The following is a 17,547-nucleotide window of genomic DNA, read 5'->3' on the forward strand; positions in this document are numbered from 1 at the left end:
AAGCATTTGTGCAACAGGCACATTGGCTATAAGTAATTGCTTGTTCTCGCCTACTTCTGAAAATCCTCGCGGGTTTTCAGTTTGATGTGTACTTGCGAAGTTTCGTGCTATCCCATGCAACTCCTAATAGTCGAACTCGATGGAAGACATTCAGTGAAAGCTGATGTAAATAGCTCCGCAACTAAGTTGCCCCCACTATTTCGGCGCATGTATTGCACATTTTGCATCTTCTTTTTAATAGCCGAACTTCGCGTTTGGCAGGTCGTTGTATAAATAAAGATGAAATTCATATTCAAAATAATATTACTGGCATTTTTGACCATTTCTGGTTGTAAACCAAAACAGATTGATAAAACCAAACCGAGATTAGAAACGCCACAAGTAGAGTTTACGCAATTTGATTTGGGTGAAAGTGACTTACCAAAACTGAAACGAGAAGTAAATGATTATGAATTAATTTTCACACCTGAGCAATTGGAAAAATTGACCTCAATAATTCGAGAATTTCAGAAAGAGACAACTAATCAAATTGCTTTAGTATCAATAGACTCAATTGGAAAATATACTGACTTTGACCAATTCGCGATTGACTTGTCGAATTACAACGAAGTTGGAATAAAGGGAAAAGACAACGGATTGACAATTGTTTTCAGTAAAAAATTGAGAAAACTACGAATTTCGACTGGTTATGGAATAGAAAAAATACTGACTGATGAAATCTGCAAGAAAGTAATTGACGAAACGATTATCCCTGAATTTAAAAACGGAGAATATTATAACGGAATTGAAAAAGGAATTACAGAATTAATTGCAAAATGGAAATAAAAGTACTTTGTACAACATCTATAACTTAAAAGAGGCTACATGTACTCATTGCGCTTAATTTAAAATGAACACCCAGAAAACATTAAAAATATTATTTCTTATTTGTGCAGTCTTGTTGACTAACTGTTATTCGACAAAAAAATTGAGCCGAAAAAGCACTTATTCCCCTTCAAACTTAAATAAGTTTGGAATTAACGGTCTTTACGAAAATAGCTTACAGGATTCAACAAGTATAGACCTTTGGACTACATTAAAAAAAAGTTATAGATGGAAGTGGGATATTCCAAAAACCAAAAAACCAATAGTAAAATTGGAGCTGATTTATGACAAAAATTGAATGTAAGCCTTATCGATAATGGCAGAGTTATAGACAAGATCATTTTAAACGGTAAAATAAAGGGAAATTATTTCTCCATTGACAAAAATTTAACCTTCGTGCCTCTATTTCCGATTTACTATATACATAATGAGAACAAAACCATTATAGGTACAGACGAGAATGGGAATTTGATAGTGGTAAATGGCTATATCCGCGAAGGACATATTTTGGTAATGGGAGCTGGATATAGAAGTATAACTAGTAGAGTGTATAAAAGATTAATTGAACAAAATTAATCGGCAATAAAACGTATAAGTTATTATTAAGCTCAAGCCTACTGGTAAAAAACACAATTAATTTTTCAGTGCCGAGTCTCCTTTTATTTAATAAAATTGAACGTTAAAGGATAGCTTGGAATCTCGCCGTTACCTGCTTTGATGGCATTAATAATCGGGAAAATAAAAGAAAAAATCCCCAGAACAATAAAGCCCAATAGCCCTAGTCCAAAAAATAGTATACCAGGAATACATATTAAAAAACAAACAATTAAACTCAATTGAAAATTAATAATATGCTTTCCATGTTCGTCCATTCTATACACCTTTTCTTTTTGGGTAGCCCACAGTATTAGGGGTACCAATAAACTCCCAAAACCAGTTATGAACAACAATAACTGACTCAAATGGGTTAATACGATTAATTGATTGTCTTGACGCATCATACATTTACTTTTTTGATTGATTACCTGTAGGACGCAAAACGCATTTTAATGTTACAGAATAACGGTATTTAAGTCATGGATTTTCCAGAAACGCTCTCCATTACCAAAAACGGCACATCTATACTAAATGCAAAGGTTTCTAACGCATGCCTTGTAAATAAACGATCTAAGAAGGAGTGTTTTTCGCTTATCATAGCAAGCATTTCAATATCGTTATCAATAATATACTGCCTTACCGTATCAAACATATCCTTTTTATTAACATCAATATAGTCGTGAACTGCCAACGGGAAATGTTCACCAAAAAAATCCATATTCGCCAATTGCTTTTGCACCAGATGGTGCTCATCGGCTACATTCAATACAAATAATTTGGCATTATAAATTTCTAAAATACTTTTTAAAGCTTTAAGTTCTTCAACTTTAAACAAGTTAATATGGTTTGTTGTAAAAGCTATTTTTTTAAGTGGTGTAAATGAACAGCCATCTGGAATGGCCAAAACTGGAACATGACAACGTTGCATTACACGAGCAGTATTACTACCAAAAAGAACCCGTTGTAAGCCCGAAGCCCCTTTGGTACCCATAATGATTAAATCGATATTATACTTACTGGAAATTTGGTTTATAGAATCTATAAAATTATCATAATCAACTATAGAATGAAACGTATGCTTAGCATTTGGTTTCTTGTCTTCAATACCAGTAATGATGTTTGACAAGGATTTTTTGGCCGCATCTATTAAAGTAGCATAAATGGTAGTAGATGATGAAACGGTCATCATATCGTCTGAAATAAATGAAGAAGCCTTTTGTACGTTTAGCACATAAAATTTACAAACCTCATCCTTAAACAACGCTGTGGCATAATGAATAGCATTAACCGAATTTTTAGAAAAATCTGTTGGTAACAAGATGGTTTTCATGGCTAGAACATAATGGTTATCAAGTAAATTTAATTGGTTAATCACTTAAAAACTATGACAATTATCAGCTAGCCAAACAGTTATTAAGAAATCAGAAAAATTAGCATAATAATGTAAAGCATTGTATTTTTCGGCACAATAAATGATTAGTAAAACGTTATAACCTAAAACCATTTTACATGATACGTTGCCTTATTTTACTTATGCTTTTTATGAGCCTCTCGGTTGGTGCCCAGAATACTGCCGTTGGGTATAACGAAAAACTAGTCTACACAGCCTCATACAATATGTCTGGCATTTTAAACGATATTGCAGAAATATCTATGGAAACAAGCCCTGTTAAGACATCGAAAGCAACCTTTTTAAGGTTAAAGTGTAATGCGGCCACCTATAGCCAATGGGATAGCTTTTTCAAAATAAGAGATCTTTATGAAAGTTATGTTAGCCCTAAAACCCTAAAACCCTATGTATACAAACGCAACATAAACGAAGGGGGCTATTATAAGGAAATGAAATACACATTCAGCCATAATACCAATACCATTAAATCGGTTCAAACCAAAAAGAACAACCGCATAGAAAAACGGGATTTTAAGTTTAACACCGGTACGAAAGATATTGTTTCGACTATTTATTCCATAAGGTTACTAGATTTTGAATCGATGGAGGTTGGGCAACGAAAAGTAACAACAATTGTTTTTGACCGAAAGGAAACCAAAGCAACCATTACCTATTTGGGTAAAGAGCAAATAAATACCGCTATAGGAAAAAAGGAGTGTTACAAAATAGCCATTGGAAGCGAATCTAAAATTATTGAAGGAAGTAGAGATAACTTGTTATGGCTCACTGCCGATGCCAATAAAATAATGGTCTACGGAAAATTTAAGATTCCAGTTGGCAATGGGGAATTAAAAATAAAGTCTGCTTCAGGTTTAAAAAATTAATAACATGAAAAAACTGTTTACCATACTCGCAATAATCACCTCGGTACTAGCCATTATCTTGGCCGTATTACCGGTTTTTAACCTAGCTATAATTCCTTCGATTTTTGCTTTAATCTTTGGATTATTAGCTTTTTATTTTTCAAAAAAAACAGGGCAAGTAAAAAAAATAATTCAGTTTACATTTTTATTAACCACCATGGCTCTTGTGCTTACCATTTATAAAGCCATATTTAATACTTCTGAAGTTGCAGATACAACAGGTTTAGAGGCAACAGAGTTACAGTCTGAAGAAGAGGCCATTGAAGACCTCGAAGACCTTGAAATCGATGCTGAACTTGGTGATATCGAATTATAATTAAGCCTTTCCACCGATATTCGTATATTTGACCAGAATTAGACTAATGCGCTTAGTTAGAACACTAACTGTTGTAGTTTTCAGGATTTATCTGGCGTTTAAACAAGATTTATAGTATTAATGAAAATCTTTTGCATTCTCTCAGCATTTGCCCTCGTTGGTACTTGTGCCACGCCAAAATACTCTACTAAAATCAAAAATCTTGAGGACAGTATAACCATAGTAGATAGTGCTACGGTAATACAATATGCAAACACTATAACTGCTAAAGAGTTAAAGACACAACTCTACATGATTTCATCAGATCAATTTGGTGGAAGAGCTCCCGGAACTTATGGACATAAACGAGCCGAAGAGTTTGTAATGTCTTTCTATACAAAAGAAAATATTGCTGGGGCCTATGGCGAAAAGCAATATATTCAAACCGTTCCATCAGAGTTTTTTCAAAATAAAACCAAAACTACCAATAATGTACTTGCCTTTATAGAAGGTTCTGAAAACCCCGAAGAGGTTATTGTTATTTCTGCACACCTAGATCACATTGGGTTGGATAAAAAAGGGAACGTCAATAATGGTGCAGACGACAACGGCTCGGGAACTGTAGCCATGTTACAAATGGCTCAAGCCTTCAACTTAGCTAAAAAAGCTGGTAAAGGCCCTAAAAGAAGTATTCTATTTGCGCATTTTACCGCCGAGGAAATTGGAAAAAAAGGTTCTGAATACTACACGCTTCATCCTGCATTTCCTATTAAAAATACGGTTGCCGATTTAAATATGGACATGATAGGCCGTGTAGACGATTTACACGAAACAGATAAAAACTACTTATACTTAATTGGTTCTGATAGACTGAGCAAGGAATTACACTATATATCCGAAAAAGTAAACAACACCTTCTTTAATATAAACCTAGATTACAAATACAATTCTGTTGGAGATAGAAACGATTATTATTCCAGATCAGACCATTATAATTTTGCCAATAAAGAAGTTCCGGTCATTTTTTACTTTAATGGAATACATGAAGATTATCACAAGCACACAGATACGGCTGAAAAAATAGATTACCTTTTGTTACAAAAACGTGCCCAATTGGTTTTTGCTACGGCTTGGCAAATTGCTAATCAAGAACATCGGGTGGTTCTCGATGAACATAATACATTCTTAAAATAACCCCCACAAACTGCTTTAATAAAGACTTTTTTCGTATTATAGTATAAATCGTGCCTATTATGAAAAAAATCATATTAATACCATTTATTGTCCTCCTAACAATTTCGTGTAGCTCTTCGAAAAACAAAAAGAAAAGCAAGGATAGAGACCCAACAACCTATGCAAATACCATTACTGCAAGTGAGTTAAAAGATATGTTATATATCTATGCTTCCGATGACTATGAAGGCAGAAAAACAGGAGAACCAGGCCAAAAAAAGGCAGTTGAGTTCATTAAAAATCAATATGTTTCCAACGGTATCCCATCACCTATTTCTGAAGACGATTATTTTCAGGAAATACCAGCATCTTATTTTAAAGGACATGTAGGTGCTTCGGAAAACGTTATGGCATATATTAAAGGAAGTGAAAAGCCAGAAGAAGTTATTGTTATTTCAGCCCACTTAGACCATATAGGTGTTTCTGAAAATGGTGAAATTAATAATGGTGCAGATGATGATGGTTCTGGTACTGTAGCTATTCTCGAAATAGCGGAAGCCTTTAAAACAGCAACAGATAAAGGACACGGTCCCAAACGTTCTATTTTATTCCTGCATGTTACAGGAGAGGAAATAGGACTTTACGGATCACGTTATTACACCGATGTAGACCCTATATTTCCTTTAGAGAATACAGTAGCAAATCTTAACATGGATATGATTGGACGAATAGACAAAAAATACAAGTATAACCCCAACTATATTTATTTAATTGGATCGAATAGGCTAAGCGATGAATTACATGACATTTCTGAAGCCATGAACGAAACATACGTTAAACTTAAAATTGACTATACTTATAACGCAAAAACCGACCCAAATCGCTTTTATTTTCGTTCTGATCATTACAATTTTGCCAAAAATAATATTCCCTCAATTTTCTATTTTAATGGCACACACGAAGACTATCACAGACCCACAGACACACCAGATAAGATAGAGTACGAACTCCTGGCCACAAGAGCTAAACTCGTTTTTTACACCGCTTGGGAACTGGCCAACAGAGCAGAACGTATTAAAGTTGATGAGGAAAAGAAATTTTAAAAACCAACAATAACAAAAAAAGCCTTTCGAAATTCGAAAGGCTTTTATTTTGGGTGGAAGACCGGGTTCGAACCGGCGACCTCCGGAACCACAATCCGGCGCTCTAACCAGCTGAGCTACAACCACCATGTAGCTTGCATTTTAAATGCGAGTGCAAATGTAATAGATTTAGCTGTTTCAGCAAAGACTTTTTTAACTTTTTACTACTTTAAATCGTACAGACTCTCTACGGCAGCATAACGCTCTGTGGTAAAGCCCTCTGCATGCTCTGCCCCTATTAAACGCCCTAAATCACGAGCTCTATATTCAACACTGTCTGTAAAATTTTTACTAGAAATTGGTGTTTCAGGCCCTTTATTATTTTCATCGTAAAATTGGGTTTTATAGGCCATAACAGCTGCTATTTTTTTCTCTATAAACCCAGAAACATCAACCACAAAATCTGGTTCTATATTTTTCCACTGGATATAGTGATAAACCTGTTTTGGTCGCCAACAATCCTGTAACGCTTTTTCTGTACCAAATTTAGTTTCAATCTTAACTAATCCGCTTAAGAAACAAGCACTACTAACCAACTCACTCCCTTTAGCATGATCTATATGCCTATCTTCTATGGCATTACATAACACAATATCGGGTTGGTATTTTCTAATTACCTTAATAAGCTCTAATTGATGCTGTTTATCATTTACAAAAAAGCCATCGGCAAATCCCATATTAATACGAATCGAAACACCCAGAATATTTTTAGCCATTTCAGATTCGGCCGCTCTTGTTTCTGCTGTTCCACGAGTACCTAGTTCACCTCGTGTAAGATCTACAATTCCGACCGTTTTACCATTTGCAATTTCTTTAGCTAGTGTAGCACCACAACCTAATTCTACATCATCTGGATGGGCCCCAATAGCCAAAATATCTAATTTCATTGATTGTATTTTATTGTACGTTTAATCGAAAAATTCCTAAAATATTTACAAAATATTCAGAAAATCTTCTGTGATAACTCCCTCGATAAGCATAATAATGCAAAGGAAATTTGTAAACCAACAAAACTTGTAAATACGAAAACGTGTTCGTTAATGGTTTTGTTAATTATTGTAGGCTAAATATAATAATTATTCAAAAATAAAGACTTACTGGAAAGCATGACATTAGTCATAATTAGTAGTTTTACTTGGTAATAATTTTACAGTATCAAAAAAAAGAAAAAAACTAACCGGAAAACCTATTCATTATGTATTTAATGCTCGTAATCTTAGTTATAACCATAGGCCTCTTTGTTTGGGGAAAATTCACCCCGGATATTGTAGCACTTATTTCCATGATAAGTCTTTACCTAACTGGTATTTTAACACCAACTGAAACATTGAGCGGATTTAGTAATCCTACCGTAATTATGATTGCTGCTCTTTTCATAATCGGTGAAGGTATTGCTCAAACTGGCTGGACAGCCATGGCTGGTAAAAAGTTTGTAGAATGGGCAGGCAAAAGTGTACCTAAACTATTGGTTATTGTAAGTTTAGGTGCCGGTGTTTTATCTGGATTTGTAAGTAATACAGGAACGGTAGCTACGCTAATGCCTTTAACTATTTCCTCTGCTTGGAGTATTGGTACTTTACCTTCTAAAATGCTTATGCCTGTAGCTTTTGGTTCTAATACTGGTGGTTTACTAACCCTAACTGGAACACCACCAAATATTATCGCTAGTAATGCGCTTGTTGAAGCTGGCCTTGAAGGATTTTCATTCTTCGAGTTTGGATTAATAGGCTTACCACTTTTAATAATTGCCTTATTATATTTTAGGTATGTAGGCTATAAACTTTTGCCTAATAATAAAACCAATAATAAGCCGGTAGATATTGAGTCTACGCTTCACAACTGGATTGAAGCCTACAAAGTAAATAACGATTACTATAGACTACGTATTAGATCCTTGTCTCCACTTATTGATACAAAAATTAAACATTGGGATTTTGAAAACGAATTCAATGTCAACATTATAAGGCTTAAGAGAAGACATCCAAATGTACTTAAAGGCTATCCAAAGTTCGAAGAACTTCCCGATTTAGAAACAGAACTTAGATATCATGATATTATTACAGTAAAAGGGGATACAGAAGCGATTAACAGAATTATGATTCGCTTCAGACTTGGTCTTTTACCTTTGGAAGCTGAGAGTACAGACGAATTAAAAAACAATCTTATAAACCAAGAGGTTGGTATGACCGAGGTTATCGTTAACCCAAACTCTTCGTTAGTGGGACGAAAATATAAGTTAGGCGAATACTTTAGAAGGTACAATATACAATTGTTGGCTGTTTCTAGAAACCACACCCCACTCACAGCTAAAGAAATTCGCGTAAAAGTAGGTGACGCCTTTTTACTAAGAGGAACTTGGGACAGTATTGAAGACCTTAAAAAACAACATGAAAATCTTGTTATTTGTGGTAGTCCCGAAGGTATGGCCAAAAATGTTGAAAGCCTTAATTACAAATCTTACATAGCTCTAGGTGCCCTATTGCTCATGATAGTATTCATGGTCTTTAAAATTGTTCCAGGATCTATAGCGGCTTTAATTTCTGCTGGTATTATCTTATTGACCAGATGCGTACCTATGGCCAAAGCATATAAAGGGATAAGCTGGATAAGCGTGGTAATGATTGCAGCCATGATTCCTATGGGTATCGCATTGCAGAAAACAGGCACAGCACAATTAATAGCCAATGGTTTGGTTAACTATCTTGGATCTGTAAGTCCAACGCTTTTACTTGGAGGGATCTTTATACTTACAACCACTTTTAGCCAAGTAATCAACAACTCGGCTACAGCAGTATTAATGGCTCCAATAGCAATTATAGCAGCTACATCGTTAAACTTATCACCAGAACCATTCATGATTGTTGTTGCTATTAGCGCTTCAACAGCATTCTTAACCCCTATTGGTACAACTACCAACGCTATGGTTATGACATCAGGTGGTTATAAGTTCATGAATTACCTAAAAGTTGGTGCGCCGCTTTTATTAATATTTTTGATTGTAACTATGGTTTTAGTACCTATAATTTGGCCGTTTTAAATCATCCAAAAAATCTTAATACAGGAATTAAAATTAAAGGTACGCTTATGAAATATATAAGAATTAGTATTGGTTAATTTGAATAGGACCAGGCGATAAACCTAGATTGTTTATTCCCTGGTCCACTTTTTAGAACCTTAATCGAGTTAACATTTAATTTTTTCAGGGCTACTTTCAATCCTCTTATCAGTTCTTTCTTTGAAACTAAAGCACTGAACCATACGCACTGGTTCTTAAATAAGGAACTCTCGTAAATATAATTATGCAGAAATGCCTTTTCCCCGCCTTTACACCATAACTCGTTATGCTTTCCAGAAAAATTTCTGGTTAAACTTTCTTCCGTTTTCCCCAAACCTCTCAGTTTTTTTGTTGTAGCAGCGATAGCTTCTTTTTCAGATTTATAGAACGGGGGATTACACATAGCAACTGTAAATTGGTCTTCGTCTGATAAAACACCTTTTAAAATAAACCTACTATCCTTTTGAAACCGAAGTGAAATAGCATGATTTAAATCATTCTTATCAACTATGTTTTGGGCAAATTCCAAAGCGGTTGTATCGATATCGGTTCCCACAAAATCCCAATTGTACTCTGCATTGCCCAAAATAGGATAAATACAATTGGCTCCTGTACCAATATCCAAAACGTTGACGTCCTTCGAAACCCCAGAAAACTCCAACAATTCTGCTAAATGATGAATATAATCTACACGTCCGGGAATTGGTGGGCATAGATTCTCATCTGGAAAATCCCAAAACTTAATGCCGTAATACTTAAACAACAAAGCTGTGTTAAGCGCTTTTACTGCCTTTGGATCAGCAAAATCTATAGTCTTGGTTTGGTATTCATTAGTAAACACAAATGAGGTTAATTGCGGATACACCAAGCCTAGGGCATCTAAATCGTATCCAGAGCTGTGTTTGTTATTTGGATGTAAGTTTGATTCTTTCAATTTTATTATGAATTACTAATCGGCTAATTGAATATTAAGTTCTGAAATTGAACCTTCTTTAATTCTTTCAATTTCATTAAGAGACAATTGAAACCAATATTCTTTTTCACTTTTATCAAAAAAACTGAAACAAAATTCGTCTTCAGTCGCATCAAACCCTCCGCAATAATTTAAAGTTTGAAATTGATCACTGCTTTCAATCTCTCTCCATTGTTCTATTGGTAAGCTCTTTTTGATAATCTCGTCGCAAATATTACGAAGCTCTATATCTATTTTAATTTTCAAAATTCAATATTTTATTAAACTATATCTGAACCATTTTCCAGTTTCCTTTCCTAAACCATACTATAGCCATAATTGCAATTAGTATTTCTGCTACTGTTATGGCCCAAAATACACCTATTGGTCCAAAATCTAAATTAAATGCCATTAAATATGCAAATGGCAATTGTAGTAACCAAAAACAAATAAAATTTATTTTGGTAGGTGTTTTGGTATCACCGGCCCCGTTAAAAGCATTTATAACTACCATACCATAACCATAAAAAACATACCCAGCCGCAATGACCCTTAAACACAAGCTACCATATTTTACAACATCTAGAGTAGTGTTAAATAACGAAATAATCTGTGGAGCGAACACTAAATAGATTACGGAAACAAACCCCATAAAAAAAGAACTGTATTTACCTGTTTTCCAAACCGACAATTCTGCTCTATCTGGTTTCTGTGCTCCTAAATTTTGTCCAACTAAAGTTGCAGCTGCATTGCTCATACCCCAGGCAGGCATTAAAGTAAACATCATAACCCGGATGGCAATGGTGTAGCCAGCCAACACTTCGCTACCAAATTCACTCATAATGCGCATTAGAAACACCCAAGAGGACGTCCCGATTAAAAACTGACCAATACCACCTAAAGATACCTTAATGAGATTTAACATAACACCAACCCTAATCACCAAATCCTTAAAAGCTATTTTTATTTTACCATAGCCGTAGAATAAAACGGTTAACTGAAAAATAACTGCTACCCCTCTACCAATAGTAGTTGCGATAGCTGCTCCCTGAACACCGTAGGCTGGAATTGGCCCCAATCCAAAAATAAAAATAGGATCTAGAATGATATTTAATCCGTTTGAGAGGATTAACACTTTCATGGCAATAGATGCATCCCCAGCACCTCTAAAGATGGCGTTAATTAGAAATAACAGCATAATGGTTACATTCCCACCTAAAAGGACTTGGGTGTAACCATAACCCTCTTCAATTAAATCTGCTTCCCCGCCCATTAAACCTAAAATCTCTTTGGGAAAAAGAACACCAACAACGCTAATGCCCGCAGCAACAAAAATTCCAATAAAAATAACTTGCACCGCAGCTCTAGAAGCCCCCTGAATATCTTTCTCTCCTATACGTCTTGCCACTACAGCGGTTGCAGCCATACTTAACCCTATGGCTACCGCATATACCAGTGTAATCACAGACTCCGTAAGGCCAATGGTGGCCACGGCATTAACACTCACTTGAGACACATAAAGGATATCTACTATGGCAAAAATAGACTCCATGAGCATTTCCAAAATCATAGGAACGGAAAGCATAAAAACGGCCTTTCGTATACTCCCAGACGTGAACTCTTGTTCCTTTCCGGTAACGGCAATTTTAAAGTAGTGAATAAATTGTTTAAACGTAATTTTATTTGACTGCATGATTTTGCTGAATTAAAATAAACATCGCAGAAGACCTAAATCTTCAACTCATTTTTTAACCCGTAAATAAGGGTGTTAACGGAAGTCGGTTTAAACAATCATAAGCAGCAAAGTTGTTGAAATAATCTGAAAAATACAAAATGAAATTTTAGGCAAGCGTTTTAGATTGGTTTATATTCGTTGAAATTTTTTGCCATGCTCAAAGCAGTTATTTTTGATATGGATGGGGTTATCATTGATAGTGAACCCATGCACCACAAAGCCTACCATGATATGTTTGATGAGGTAGGCATTGAAGTTTCCAGTGAACTTTACGAATCTTTTACAGGACAATCAACGATTAATATATGCAAGCGTTTGGTTGAGCATTTCAATTTAGAAGCATCTCCAGAAACTCTTGTAGCTCTTAAACGAAAACACTACAAACAATTTTTTGAAACCAATTTTGACTTAACCCTTATTGAAGGTGTTTTGGAATTGATTCAAGATTATCACCGCAACGGATTGACTTTAGTTTTAGGTTCTTCTGCAGCGATGACGAGTATCAATCAAATTTTTGATCGCTTTGATTTAAATCAATATTTTAAGGCAAAATTGAGTGGTGCCGACTTAAAAGAGTCTAAACCACATCCCGAAATTTTTATAAAAGCAGCTGAAGCATCTGGTTTTAAACCTGAAGAATGTATGGTTATCGAAGATTCAACTAATGGCATTAAAGCAGCTAATAATGCTGGTATTTATTGCGTTGGTTTTGATAGTTTCCATTCCAAAAACCAGGATTACACAAAAGCTAACAAAGTAATTACCGATTTTAAGGAGATTTATTTTGATAGGGTTAGTTCTATTTTGAATTAAAAAAACCAATATCATTCTGAATTCCAGCCTGACACGGTAGGCAGGTGTTTCAGAATCGAATCAAAAAATAATTTAACTAATAGAGAAACTGAATCAAGTTCAGGTTGACAACAAAGCAAAAAAAAAGCAACCAAAAATGGTTGCTTTTTTCATCTATTTCTAAATTCTTAAATATGCAAAGCTCTATCATCAGTAGCAGCTAAAGCCGCTTCTTTAATAGCTTCTGTAAACGTTGGGTGAGCATGAGACATTCTAGAAATATCTTCGGCACTAGCTCTGTATTCCATAGCTACAACTGCTTCTGCAATCATATCGGCAGCACGTGCACCTACCATATGAACCCCTAGGATTTCATCGGTAGCTTTATCTGCCAATACTTTTACAAATCCGTCAATGTCCATACTCGCTCTACTTCGTCCTAAAGCACGCATTGGGAACTGTCCGACTTTATAAGCAACTCCAGCTTCTTTTAATTGCTCTTCGGTTTTACCAACCGCAGCAACCTCAGGCCATGTGTAAACTACGCCTGGAATTAAGTTATAATCTATATGTGGTTTTTGTCCAGCTAAAGTCTCGGCAACAAATACACCTTCTTCTTCAGCTTTATGTGCCAACATAGCACCTTTAACAACATCGCCAATAGCATAAATATTAGAAGCTGTAGTCTGTAGGTGGTCGTTCACTTCTACTCTACCTCTTTCATCTAATTTAACACCAGCGGCTTCGGCATTTAATCCATCGGTATAAGGACGACGCCCTACACAAACTAAACAGTAATCGCCTTTAAACTCAACCTCCTGACCTTTTTTATTGGTGGCTTTAACAATAACCTCATCGCCTACTCTTTCAACAGCATTTACTTGATGAGATACGTTCATTTTAAACTTTTGCTTCTTCAAAACTTTATTTAATTCCTTAGAAACTCCAGCATCCATAGTTGGAACAATTCTGTCTGCATATTCAACTACAGAAACTTCAGCGCCTAAACGCTTGTAAACTTGACCAAGCTCTAAACCTATAACACCGCCTCCAATAACAATTAGGTGCTTTGGCACTTCCTTAAGTTTTAAGGCTTCTGTAGATGTAATGATCCTTTCCTTATCAATAGTAATAAAAGGTAAGCTAGAAGGCTTGCTTCCTGTAGCTATAATGGTATTTTTTGCTTCAATTTCTGTAGTTTCCTCACCAGAAATAGTAATATGAGTGGCATCTTTAAAACTACCTAAGCCTTGATAAACATCGATATTGTTTTTCTTCATTAAGAAATCAATACCTCCAGTAGTTTGGTCAACAACCGATTGTTTACGAGCAATCATTTTTTTCAAATTCACTTTTATTTCTCCAGGAATATCAATACCGTGCTCCTCAAAATGCTTTACAGCATCTTCGTAATGGTGTGAAGAATCTAAAAGTGCTTTACTGGGTATACATCCTACATTTAAACAGGTACCGCCTAGCGTGGCATACTTTTCTATTAAGGCAGTTTTCATTCCTAATTGTGCACAACGTATTGCTGCAACATATCCACCAGGACCCGAACCAATAACGGCTACATCATATGAACTCATAAACTAATTCTTATAATTAAAAATTTGGAAACCAAAAATACGAATGTTTTATCGTAAGGCAATAAAATTAGTGTTTTATGAAGCAAAAATGAATTTACTATAAATTACCCATTGAAAATTTATAATTATACAAGCAGAACGGGATTTTTAAGATTATTTTTTAAAGAACTATAGTTTTCCAATTTCATTTAAGACCCAATTTAGTTCGGGGTCTTGTTTTAACAATCGATTCTGGATAGTTGGCAATACCTGTATATCTGGCTTTACCCCATAACCATCTGGTGACTGTTTGTAAGGAGCTTCAATTTGCATTAGCCCCATTCTTACACGTACTTTAGAATTTGGCAATTGATAAATTTTATAGATTCCTGCCACACAACCATTATAAGCACCTCCTGTTTCTTCACCCACAAATGTGGCTCTTTTTGTTGCCTTTAAATGTGTTGAAATTAAGGATGAGGCCGAAAAGGAATTGCCATTGATCAAAACATAAATCTTGCCTTTAAAGTTTAACGGATTAGGCTTTTTTGTTCTGGAAGACCCAAACTTATAATAGATTTTACCTTCCTTCTTTTTAGTGGTTATCATATTATGAGCGAAAATTATTGGTGATGCTAAACCAGAAGCTATCTTTAAACTATTTGGAGTTGTATTGCTCATTAGATATTTAAAAAAAGGCGTTCTACTATTCACTTCACTTTCTAAAATGAAGCGGTATTCCTTGTTGGTTAGATAAGAATACAATTTATCTATTTCTGCGATACGTCCGCCCCCATTGTCTCTCAAATCGAGAATAAGGTACTCGGTTTTTAACGAATCTATAGTCTTGAAACTTTCTTTGTAAAATTTTTTGTAGTTGCCATTGGTAAAACTTCTAATTTTCATGTAAGCCACAGAGCTATCGCTACCTATTAAACTAAAGTTTCTTGTAAACTGTTTGCGTTTACTTAAAAAACCATACTTCTTGTTATCTTTTCTTCGTTTTTTGGCGACACTTTTTGCATCTTTCCTTTCTTGAATAGATAGTTTTTTGGGCTTTATTTTATTGATAGAATCCTTTGGTTGGCTGACTTTACTATCATCTTTAGAAATACGCCTTAACACCCTTCTATAAACGGAATCTTTATTTTTAAAAGTAACCGTTAAGCTATCAACAAACCCCTTATCACGATAATAAAATGTAGAAAATCGTCTGCCAACATAACGGTTATATAGTGTAGTGTTATAACCATCAGAAGTAAATCGCTTTTTAAAAGTATGGATTAAATCAGGTACTGGCTCATCATCAATTTTAACAATTTCATTGCCTACTAAAGATGTGTCCTTACTATGCACAGCCGTTACCAATAGTTTATCCTCTATATACTCGAAATCTAAATCGTAAAATTCAAATTTTTTCTTATTTAGCGCCTTCAATTCCTTTCGCTTAAAGGCTTTACCACCAATACCAATAGAGACATGACCTTGTTTTACATGGGTAACTACAGGTGCCAACTTTTTGTAGAAAGTTCTGGAGTTAATAGGTTTATGAATAGATTTCTTGAGACTGTCAAATTTAAAATCCAAAACCGCTTTAGAGGTATATTGATATAACTTAGGGTGATGTTTTTTTAATTGATTATAAAGTCTGTCTACATCGTTATGCAATGCTTCAACGGTATGTAATTTGGTAATCTGTTCGTTATAAGTTTTAACACTTGTACAGGAAGCAAGACCCACTAAAAGAAAAATAGACAGAAGTAGTTTTTGCATAAATAAATTTAAATTTGAAGCTATGGCTAAAATAATTCTATTCTTTTTAATTTAATTACTATTAGTGTTTCTTTAACTTTTGAGTACTTTTGTGCACCATGCAAAAAACGGTCAACATATTAAATAAAAAAGCGCGCTTTCAATATGAAATATTGGATAAGTACACCGCTGGTATTGTGTTAACCGGAACTGAAATAAAATCTATTAGAAGCAGTCGCGCCTCTATAGCCGAAAGTTTCTGTGAATTCAATGACAGAGGAGAACTTTTTGTGGTAAACATGACTATTGAAGAATACAGCCATGGCACACATTACAACCACCGTCCCAAAGCGATTAGGAAGTTACTTTTAAACCGAAGGGAGCTTAAAAAACTGCATAAAGAAGTTCAAAATACGGGGCTTACCATAATCCCCTTAAAGCTATTTATAAACGATAATGGATTTGCCAAGTTAGATATTGCATTGGCAAAGGGTAAAAAACTTTACGATAAACGCGAAAACATAAAAGACAGGGATAATAAGCGTAATCTGGATAGGATTAAAAAGAATTTCAAATAAACAGAAACAAGAGCGCTTCGTTACAAGAGCCAAGAGAGAAGACTTTCTCCTGAATCTTGATTCCAAAAATCGTGGCTCTTTCTAAATAATCGTCAATAAAATTTATCAAAAAGTTAACTGTTTAAGTATTTCAAATTCACTAATTTCATTTCTTAAAAATTGAATATCTAAGATGAAAAAAACCTTATTCTTTTTTGTGGTTTTGTTTACCGCAATTTCAACTTTACAAGCCCAAAAAAAGTCCGATAAAGATGAAACTCCGCAAGTTTTTGCAATAGATACTACCAAAGCTAATACCATTGATAATACCATAAAAACCTTATACAACACAATTTCTGGAGATAAAGGCACTAAACGAAATTGGGGACAGTTTAAGTTTTTGTTTTACAAAGACGCGAAATTGATTCCATCTGGAGAAAACAAAGAAGGACAATTTAAATTACGTTTCATGTCTCCAGAAGATTACATAAAAAGCTCTGGAAAATGGTTGGAAGACAATGGTTTTTTTGAAAAGGAAATCCATAGAGAAACACAGCAATTTGGAAATTTAGTACACGTATTCAGCACCTACGAATGTTATTATAAAAGTACATACGAAAAGCCCTTTATGAGAGGTATAAACAGCATACAATTAATCTACGACAACAACCGTTGGTGGATTGTAAATATTTATTGGACCAACGAAACCGAAAAAAACAAACTACCTATAGCCTATTTACCTTAACAAATAG

General features: G+C 34.7%; 18 protein-coding genes and 1 tRNA gene. 10 read left to right on the forward strand and 9 right to left on the reverse strand.

What is annotated here, in order from left to right:
- Positions 1-279 precede the first annotated feature (279 nt).
- A complete protein-coding gene (locus tag M0214_RS14655) occupies positions 280-825 on the forward strand; it encodes a YgcG family protein (RefSeq protein ID WP_248723307.1) in 546 nt (181 codons plus the stop codon).
- 333 nt (positions 826-1,158) lie between these two features.
- Positions 1,159-1,440, forward strand: a complete 282-nt coding sequence (locus M0214_RS14660) for a hypothetical protein (RefSeq protein ID WP_248723308.1) — start codon at positions 1,159-1,161, stop codon at positions 1,438-1,440.
- 83 nt (positions 1,441-1,523) lie between these two features.
- Here M0214_RS14660 and M0214_RS14665 read toward each other — a convergent pair whose 3' ends face one another.
- Together M0214_RS14665 and M0214_RS14670 are read right to left on the reverse strand one after the other, a co-directional pair.
- Complete coding sequence (locus M0214_RS14665) at positions 1,524-1,862, reverse strand: DUF4870 domain-containing protein (RefSeq protein WP_248724976.1); 339 nt, start codon at positions 1,860-1,862, stop codon at positions 1,524-1,526.
- Positions 1,863-1,933: 71 nt separating this feature from the next.
- Positions 1,934-2,791 (reverse strand): universal stress protein, encoded by an 858-nt coding sequence (locus M0214_RS14670; protein WP_248723309.1) that lies wholly within the window; start codon positions 2,789-2,791, stop codon positions 1,934-1,936.
- 179 nt (positions 2,792-2,970) lie between these two features.
- On the opposite strand from M0214_RS14670, the gene M0214_RS14675 reads away from it, so the two are divergent.
- The 4 genes from M0214_RS14675 to M0214_RS14690 all read left to right on the forward strand — a co-directional run bounded on the left by M0214_RS14675 (position 2,971) and on the right by M0214_RS14690 (position 6,345).
- On the forward strand, positions 2,971-3,735 hold the full coding sequence (locus tag M0214_RS14675) for a DUF3108 domain-containing protein (RefSeq protein WP_248723310.1): 765 nt from the start codon (positions 2,971-2,973) through the stop codon (positions 3,733-3,735).
- Between the two features lie 4 nt (positions 3,736-3,739).
- Positions 3,740-4,090 (forward strand): FUSC family protein, encoded by a 351-nt coding sequence (locus M0214_RS14680; RefSeq protein ID WP_248723311.1) that lies wholly within the window; start codon positions 3,740-3,742, stop codon positions 4,088-4,090.
- Positions 4,091-4,210: 120 nt separating this feature from the next.
- Positions 4,211-5,263 carry a M28 family peptidase gene (locus tag M0214_RS14685; protein WP_248723312.1) on the forward strand — a complete coding sequence of 351 codons (1,053 nt, stop codon included), beginning with the start codon at positions 4,211-4,213 and terminating at the stop codon, positions 5,261-5,263.
- Between the two features lie 59 nt (positions 5,264-5,322).
- Positions 5,323-6,345: a M28 family metallopeptidase gene (locus tag M0214_RS14690; protein WP_248723313.1), complete on the forward strand. Its 1,023-nt coding sequence runs from the start codon at positions 5,323-5,325 to the stop codon at positions 6,343-6,345.
- Between the two features lie 51 nt (positions 6,346-6,396).
- On the opposite strand, the gene M0214_RS14695 is transcribed toward M0214_RS14690, so the two are convergent.
- Positions 6,397-6,472: transfer RNA gene (locus tag M0214_RS14695), tRNA-His, on the reverse strand.
- A gap of 76 nt (positions 6,473-6,548) precedes the next feature.
- On the reverse strand, positions 6,549-7,271 hold the full coding sequence (bshB1, locus tag M0214_RS14700; RefSeq protein WP_248723314.1) for a bacillithiol biosynthesis deacetylase BshB1: 723 nt from the start codon (positions 7,269-7,271) through the stop codon (positions 6,549-6,551).
- 308 nt (positions 7,272-7,579) lie between these two features.
- On the opposite strand from bshB1, the gene M0214_RS14705 reads away from it, so the two are divergent.
- Positions 7,580-9,421: an SLC13 family permease gene (locus tag M0214_RS14705; RefSeq protein WP_248723315.1), complete on the forward strand. Its 1,842-nt coding sequence runs from the start codon at positions 7,580-7,582 to the stop codon at positions 9,419-9,421.
- A 73-nt stretch (positions 9,422-9,494) separates the two neighbouring features.
- On the opposite strand, the gene rlmF is transcribed toward M0214_RS14705, so the two are convergent.
- Genes rlmF through M0214_RS14720 form a run of 3 tightly spaced genes read right to left on the reverse strand, consistent with a single transcriptional unit; the run spans position 9,495 to position 12,084 of the window.
- Positions 9,495-10,373, reverse strand: coding sequence for a 23S rRNA (adenine(1618)-N(6))-methyltransferase RlmF (gene rlmF, locus M0214_RS14710; RefSeq protein WP_248723316.1), 879 nt, complete (start codon positions 10,371-10,373; stop codon positions 9,495-9,497).
- Between the two features lie 15 nt (positions 10,374-10,388).
- On the reverse strand, positions 10,389-10,658 hold the full coding sequence (locus M0214_RS14715) for a hypothetical protein (RefSeq protein ID WP_248723317.1): 270 nt from the start codon (positions 10,656-10,658) through the stop codon (positions 10,389-10,391).
- 19 nt (positions 10,659-10,677) lie between these two features.
- Positions 10,678-12,084, reverse strand: a complete 1,407-nt coding sequence (locus M0214_RS14720; RefSeq protein WP_248723318.1) for an MATE family efflux transporter — start codon at positions 12,082-12,084, stop codon at positions 10,678-10,680.
- A gap of 195 nt (positions 12,085-12,279) precedes the next feature.
- Between M0214_RS14720 and M0214_RS14725 the strand changes: the two genes are divergently transcribed.
- Positions 12,280-12,939, forward strand: coding sequence for an HAD family phosphatase (locus tag M0214_RS14725; RefSeq protein WP_248723319.1), 660 nt, complete (start codon positions 12,280-12,282; stop codon positions 12,937-12,939).
- Positions 12,940-13,106: 167 nt separating this feature from the next.
- Here the strand turns inward: M0214_RS14725 and lpdA are convergent, their stop codons facing one another.
- Together lpdA and M0214_RS14735 are read right to left on the reverse strand one after the other, a co-directional pair.
- A complete protein-coding gene (lpdA, locus tag M0214_RS14730) occupies positions 13,107-14,507 on the reverse strand; it encodes a dihydrolipoyl dehydrogenase (RefSeq protein ID WP_248723320.1) in 1,401 nt (466 codons plus the stop codon).
- Between the two features lie 168 nt (positions 14,508-14,675).
- On the reverse strand, positions 14,676-16,259 hold the full coding sequence (locus M0214_RS14735; protein ID WP_248723321.1) for a S41 family peptidase: 1,584 nt from the start codon (positions 16,257-16,259) through the stop codon (positions 14,676-14,678).
- Between the two features lie 98 nt (positions 16,260-16,357).
- Between M0214_RS14735 and smpB the strand changes: the two genes are divergently transcribed.
- Both smpB and M0214_RS14745 read left to right on the forward strand, forming a co-directional pair.
- On the forward strand, positions 16,358-16,816 hold the full coding sequence (smpB, locus tag M0214_RS14740; protein WP_248723322.1) for an SsrA-binding protein SmpB: 459 nt from the start codon (positions 16,358-16,360) through the stop codon (positions 16,814-16,816).
- A 172-nt stretch (positions 16,817-16,988) separates the two neighbouring features.
- Complete coding sequence (locus M0214_RS14745) at positions 16,989-17,540, forward strand: hypothetical protein (RefSeq protein ID WP_248723323.1); 552 nt, start codon at positions 16,989-16,991, stop codon at positions 17,538-17,540.
- The last annotated feature ends 7 nt before the right edge of the window (positions 17,541-17,547 follow it).

Origin of the sequence: Seonamhaeicola sp. ML3 (assembly GCF_023273855.1) — a bacterium.
Classification (GTDB): Bacteria; Bacteroidota; Bacteroidia; order Flavobacteriales; family Flavobacteriaceae; genus Seonamhaeicola.

Bases quoted from the DNA above. Each gene is read 5' to 3' on its own strand.
- M0214_RS14655 (WP_248723307.1), top strand. From the start codon at position 280: ATGAAATTCATATTCAAAATAATATTACTGGCATTTTTGACCATTTCT.
- M0214_RS14665 (WP_248724976.1), bottom strand. From the start codon at position 1,862: ATGCGTCAAGACAATCAATTAATCGTATTAACCCATTTGAGTCAGTTA.
- M0214_RS14670 (WP_248723309.1), bottom strand. From the start codon at position 2,791: ATGAAAACCATCTTGTTACCAACAGATTTTTCTAAAAATTCGGTTAAT.
- M0214_RS14675 (WP_248723310.1), top strand. From the start codon at position 2,971: ATGATACGTTGCCTTATTTTACTTATGCTTTTTATGAGCCTCTCGGTT.
- M0214_RS14680 (WP_248723311.1), top strand. From the start codon at position 3,740: ATGAAAAAACTGTTTACCATACTCGCAATAATCACCTCGGTACTAGCC.
- M0214_RS14685 (WP_248723312.1), top strand. From the start codon at position 4,211: ATGAAAATCTTTTGCATTCTCTCAGCATTTGCCCTCGTTGGTACTTGT.
- M0214_RS14690 (WP_248723313.1), top strand. From the start codon at position 5,323: ATGAAAAAAATCATATTAATACCATTTATTGTCCTCCTAACAATTTCG.
- bshB1 (WP_248723314.1), bottom strand. From the start codon at position 7,271: ATGAAATTAGATATTTTGGCTATTGGGGCCCATCCAGATGATGTAGAA.
- M0214_RS14705 (WP_248723315.1), top strand. From the start codon at position 7,580: ATGTATTTAATGCTCGTAATCTTAGTTATAACCATAGGCCTCTTTGTT.
- M0214_RS14720 (WP_248723318.1), bottom strand. From the start codon at position 12,084: ATGCAGTCAAATAAAATTACGTTTAAACAATTTATTCACTACTTTAAA.
- M0214_RS14725 (WP_248723319.1), top strand. From the start codon at position 12,280: ATGCTCAAAGCAGTTATTTTTGATATGGATGGGGTTATCATTGATAGT.
- lpdA (WP_248723320.1), bottom strand. From the start codon at position 14,507: ATGAGTTCATATGATGTAGCCGTTATTGGTTCGGGTCCTGGTGGATAT.
- M0214_RS14735 (WP_248723321.1), bottom strand. From the start codon at position 16,259: ATGCAAAAACTACTTCTGTCTATTTTTCTTTTAGTGGGTCTTGCTTCC.
- smpB (WP_248723322.1), top strand. From the start codon at position 16,358: ATGCAAAAAACGGTCAACATATTAAATAAAAAAGCGCGCTTTCAATAT.
- M0214_RS14745 (WP_248723323.1), top strand. From the start codon at position 16,989: ATGAAAAAAACCTTATTCTTTTTTGTGGTTTTGTTTACCGCAATTTCA.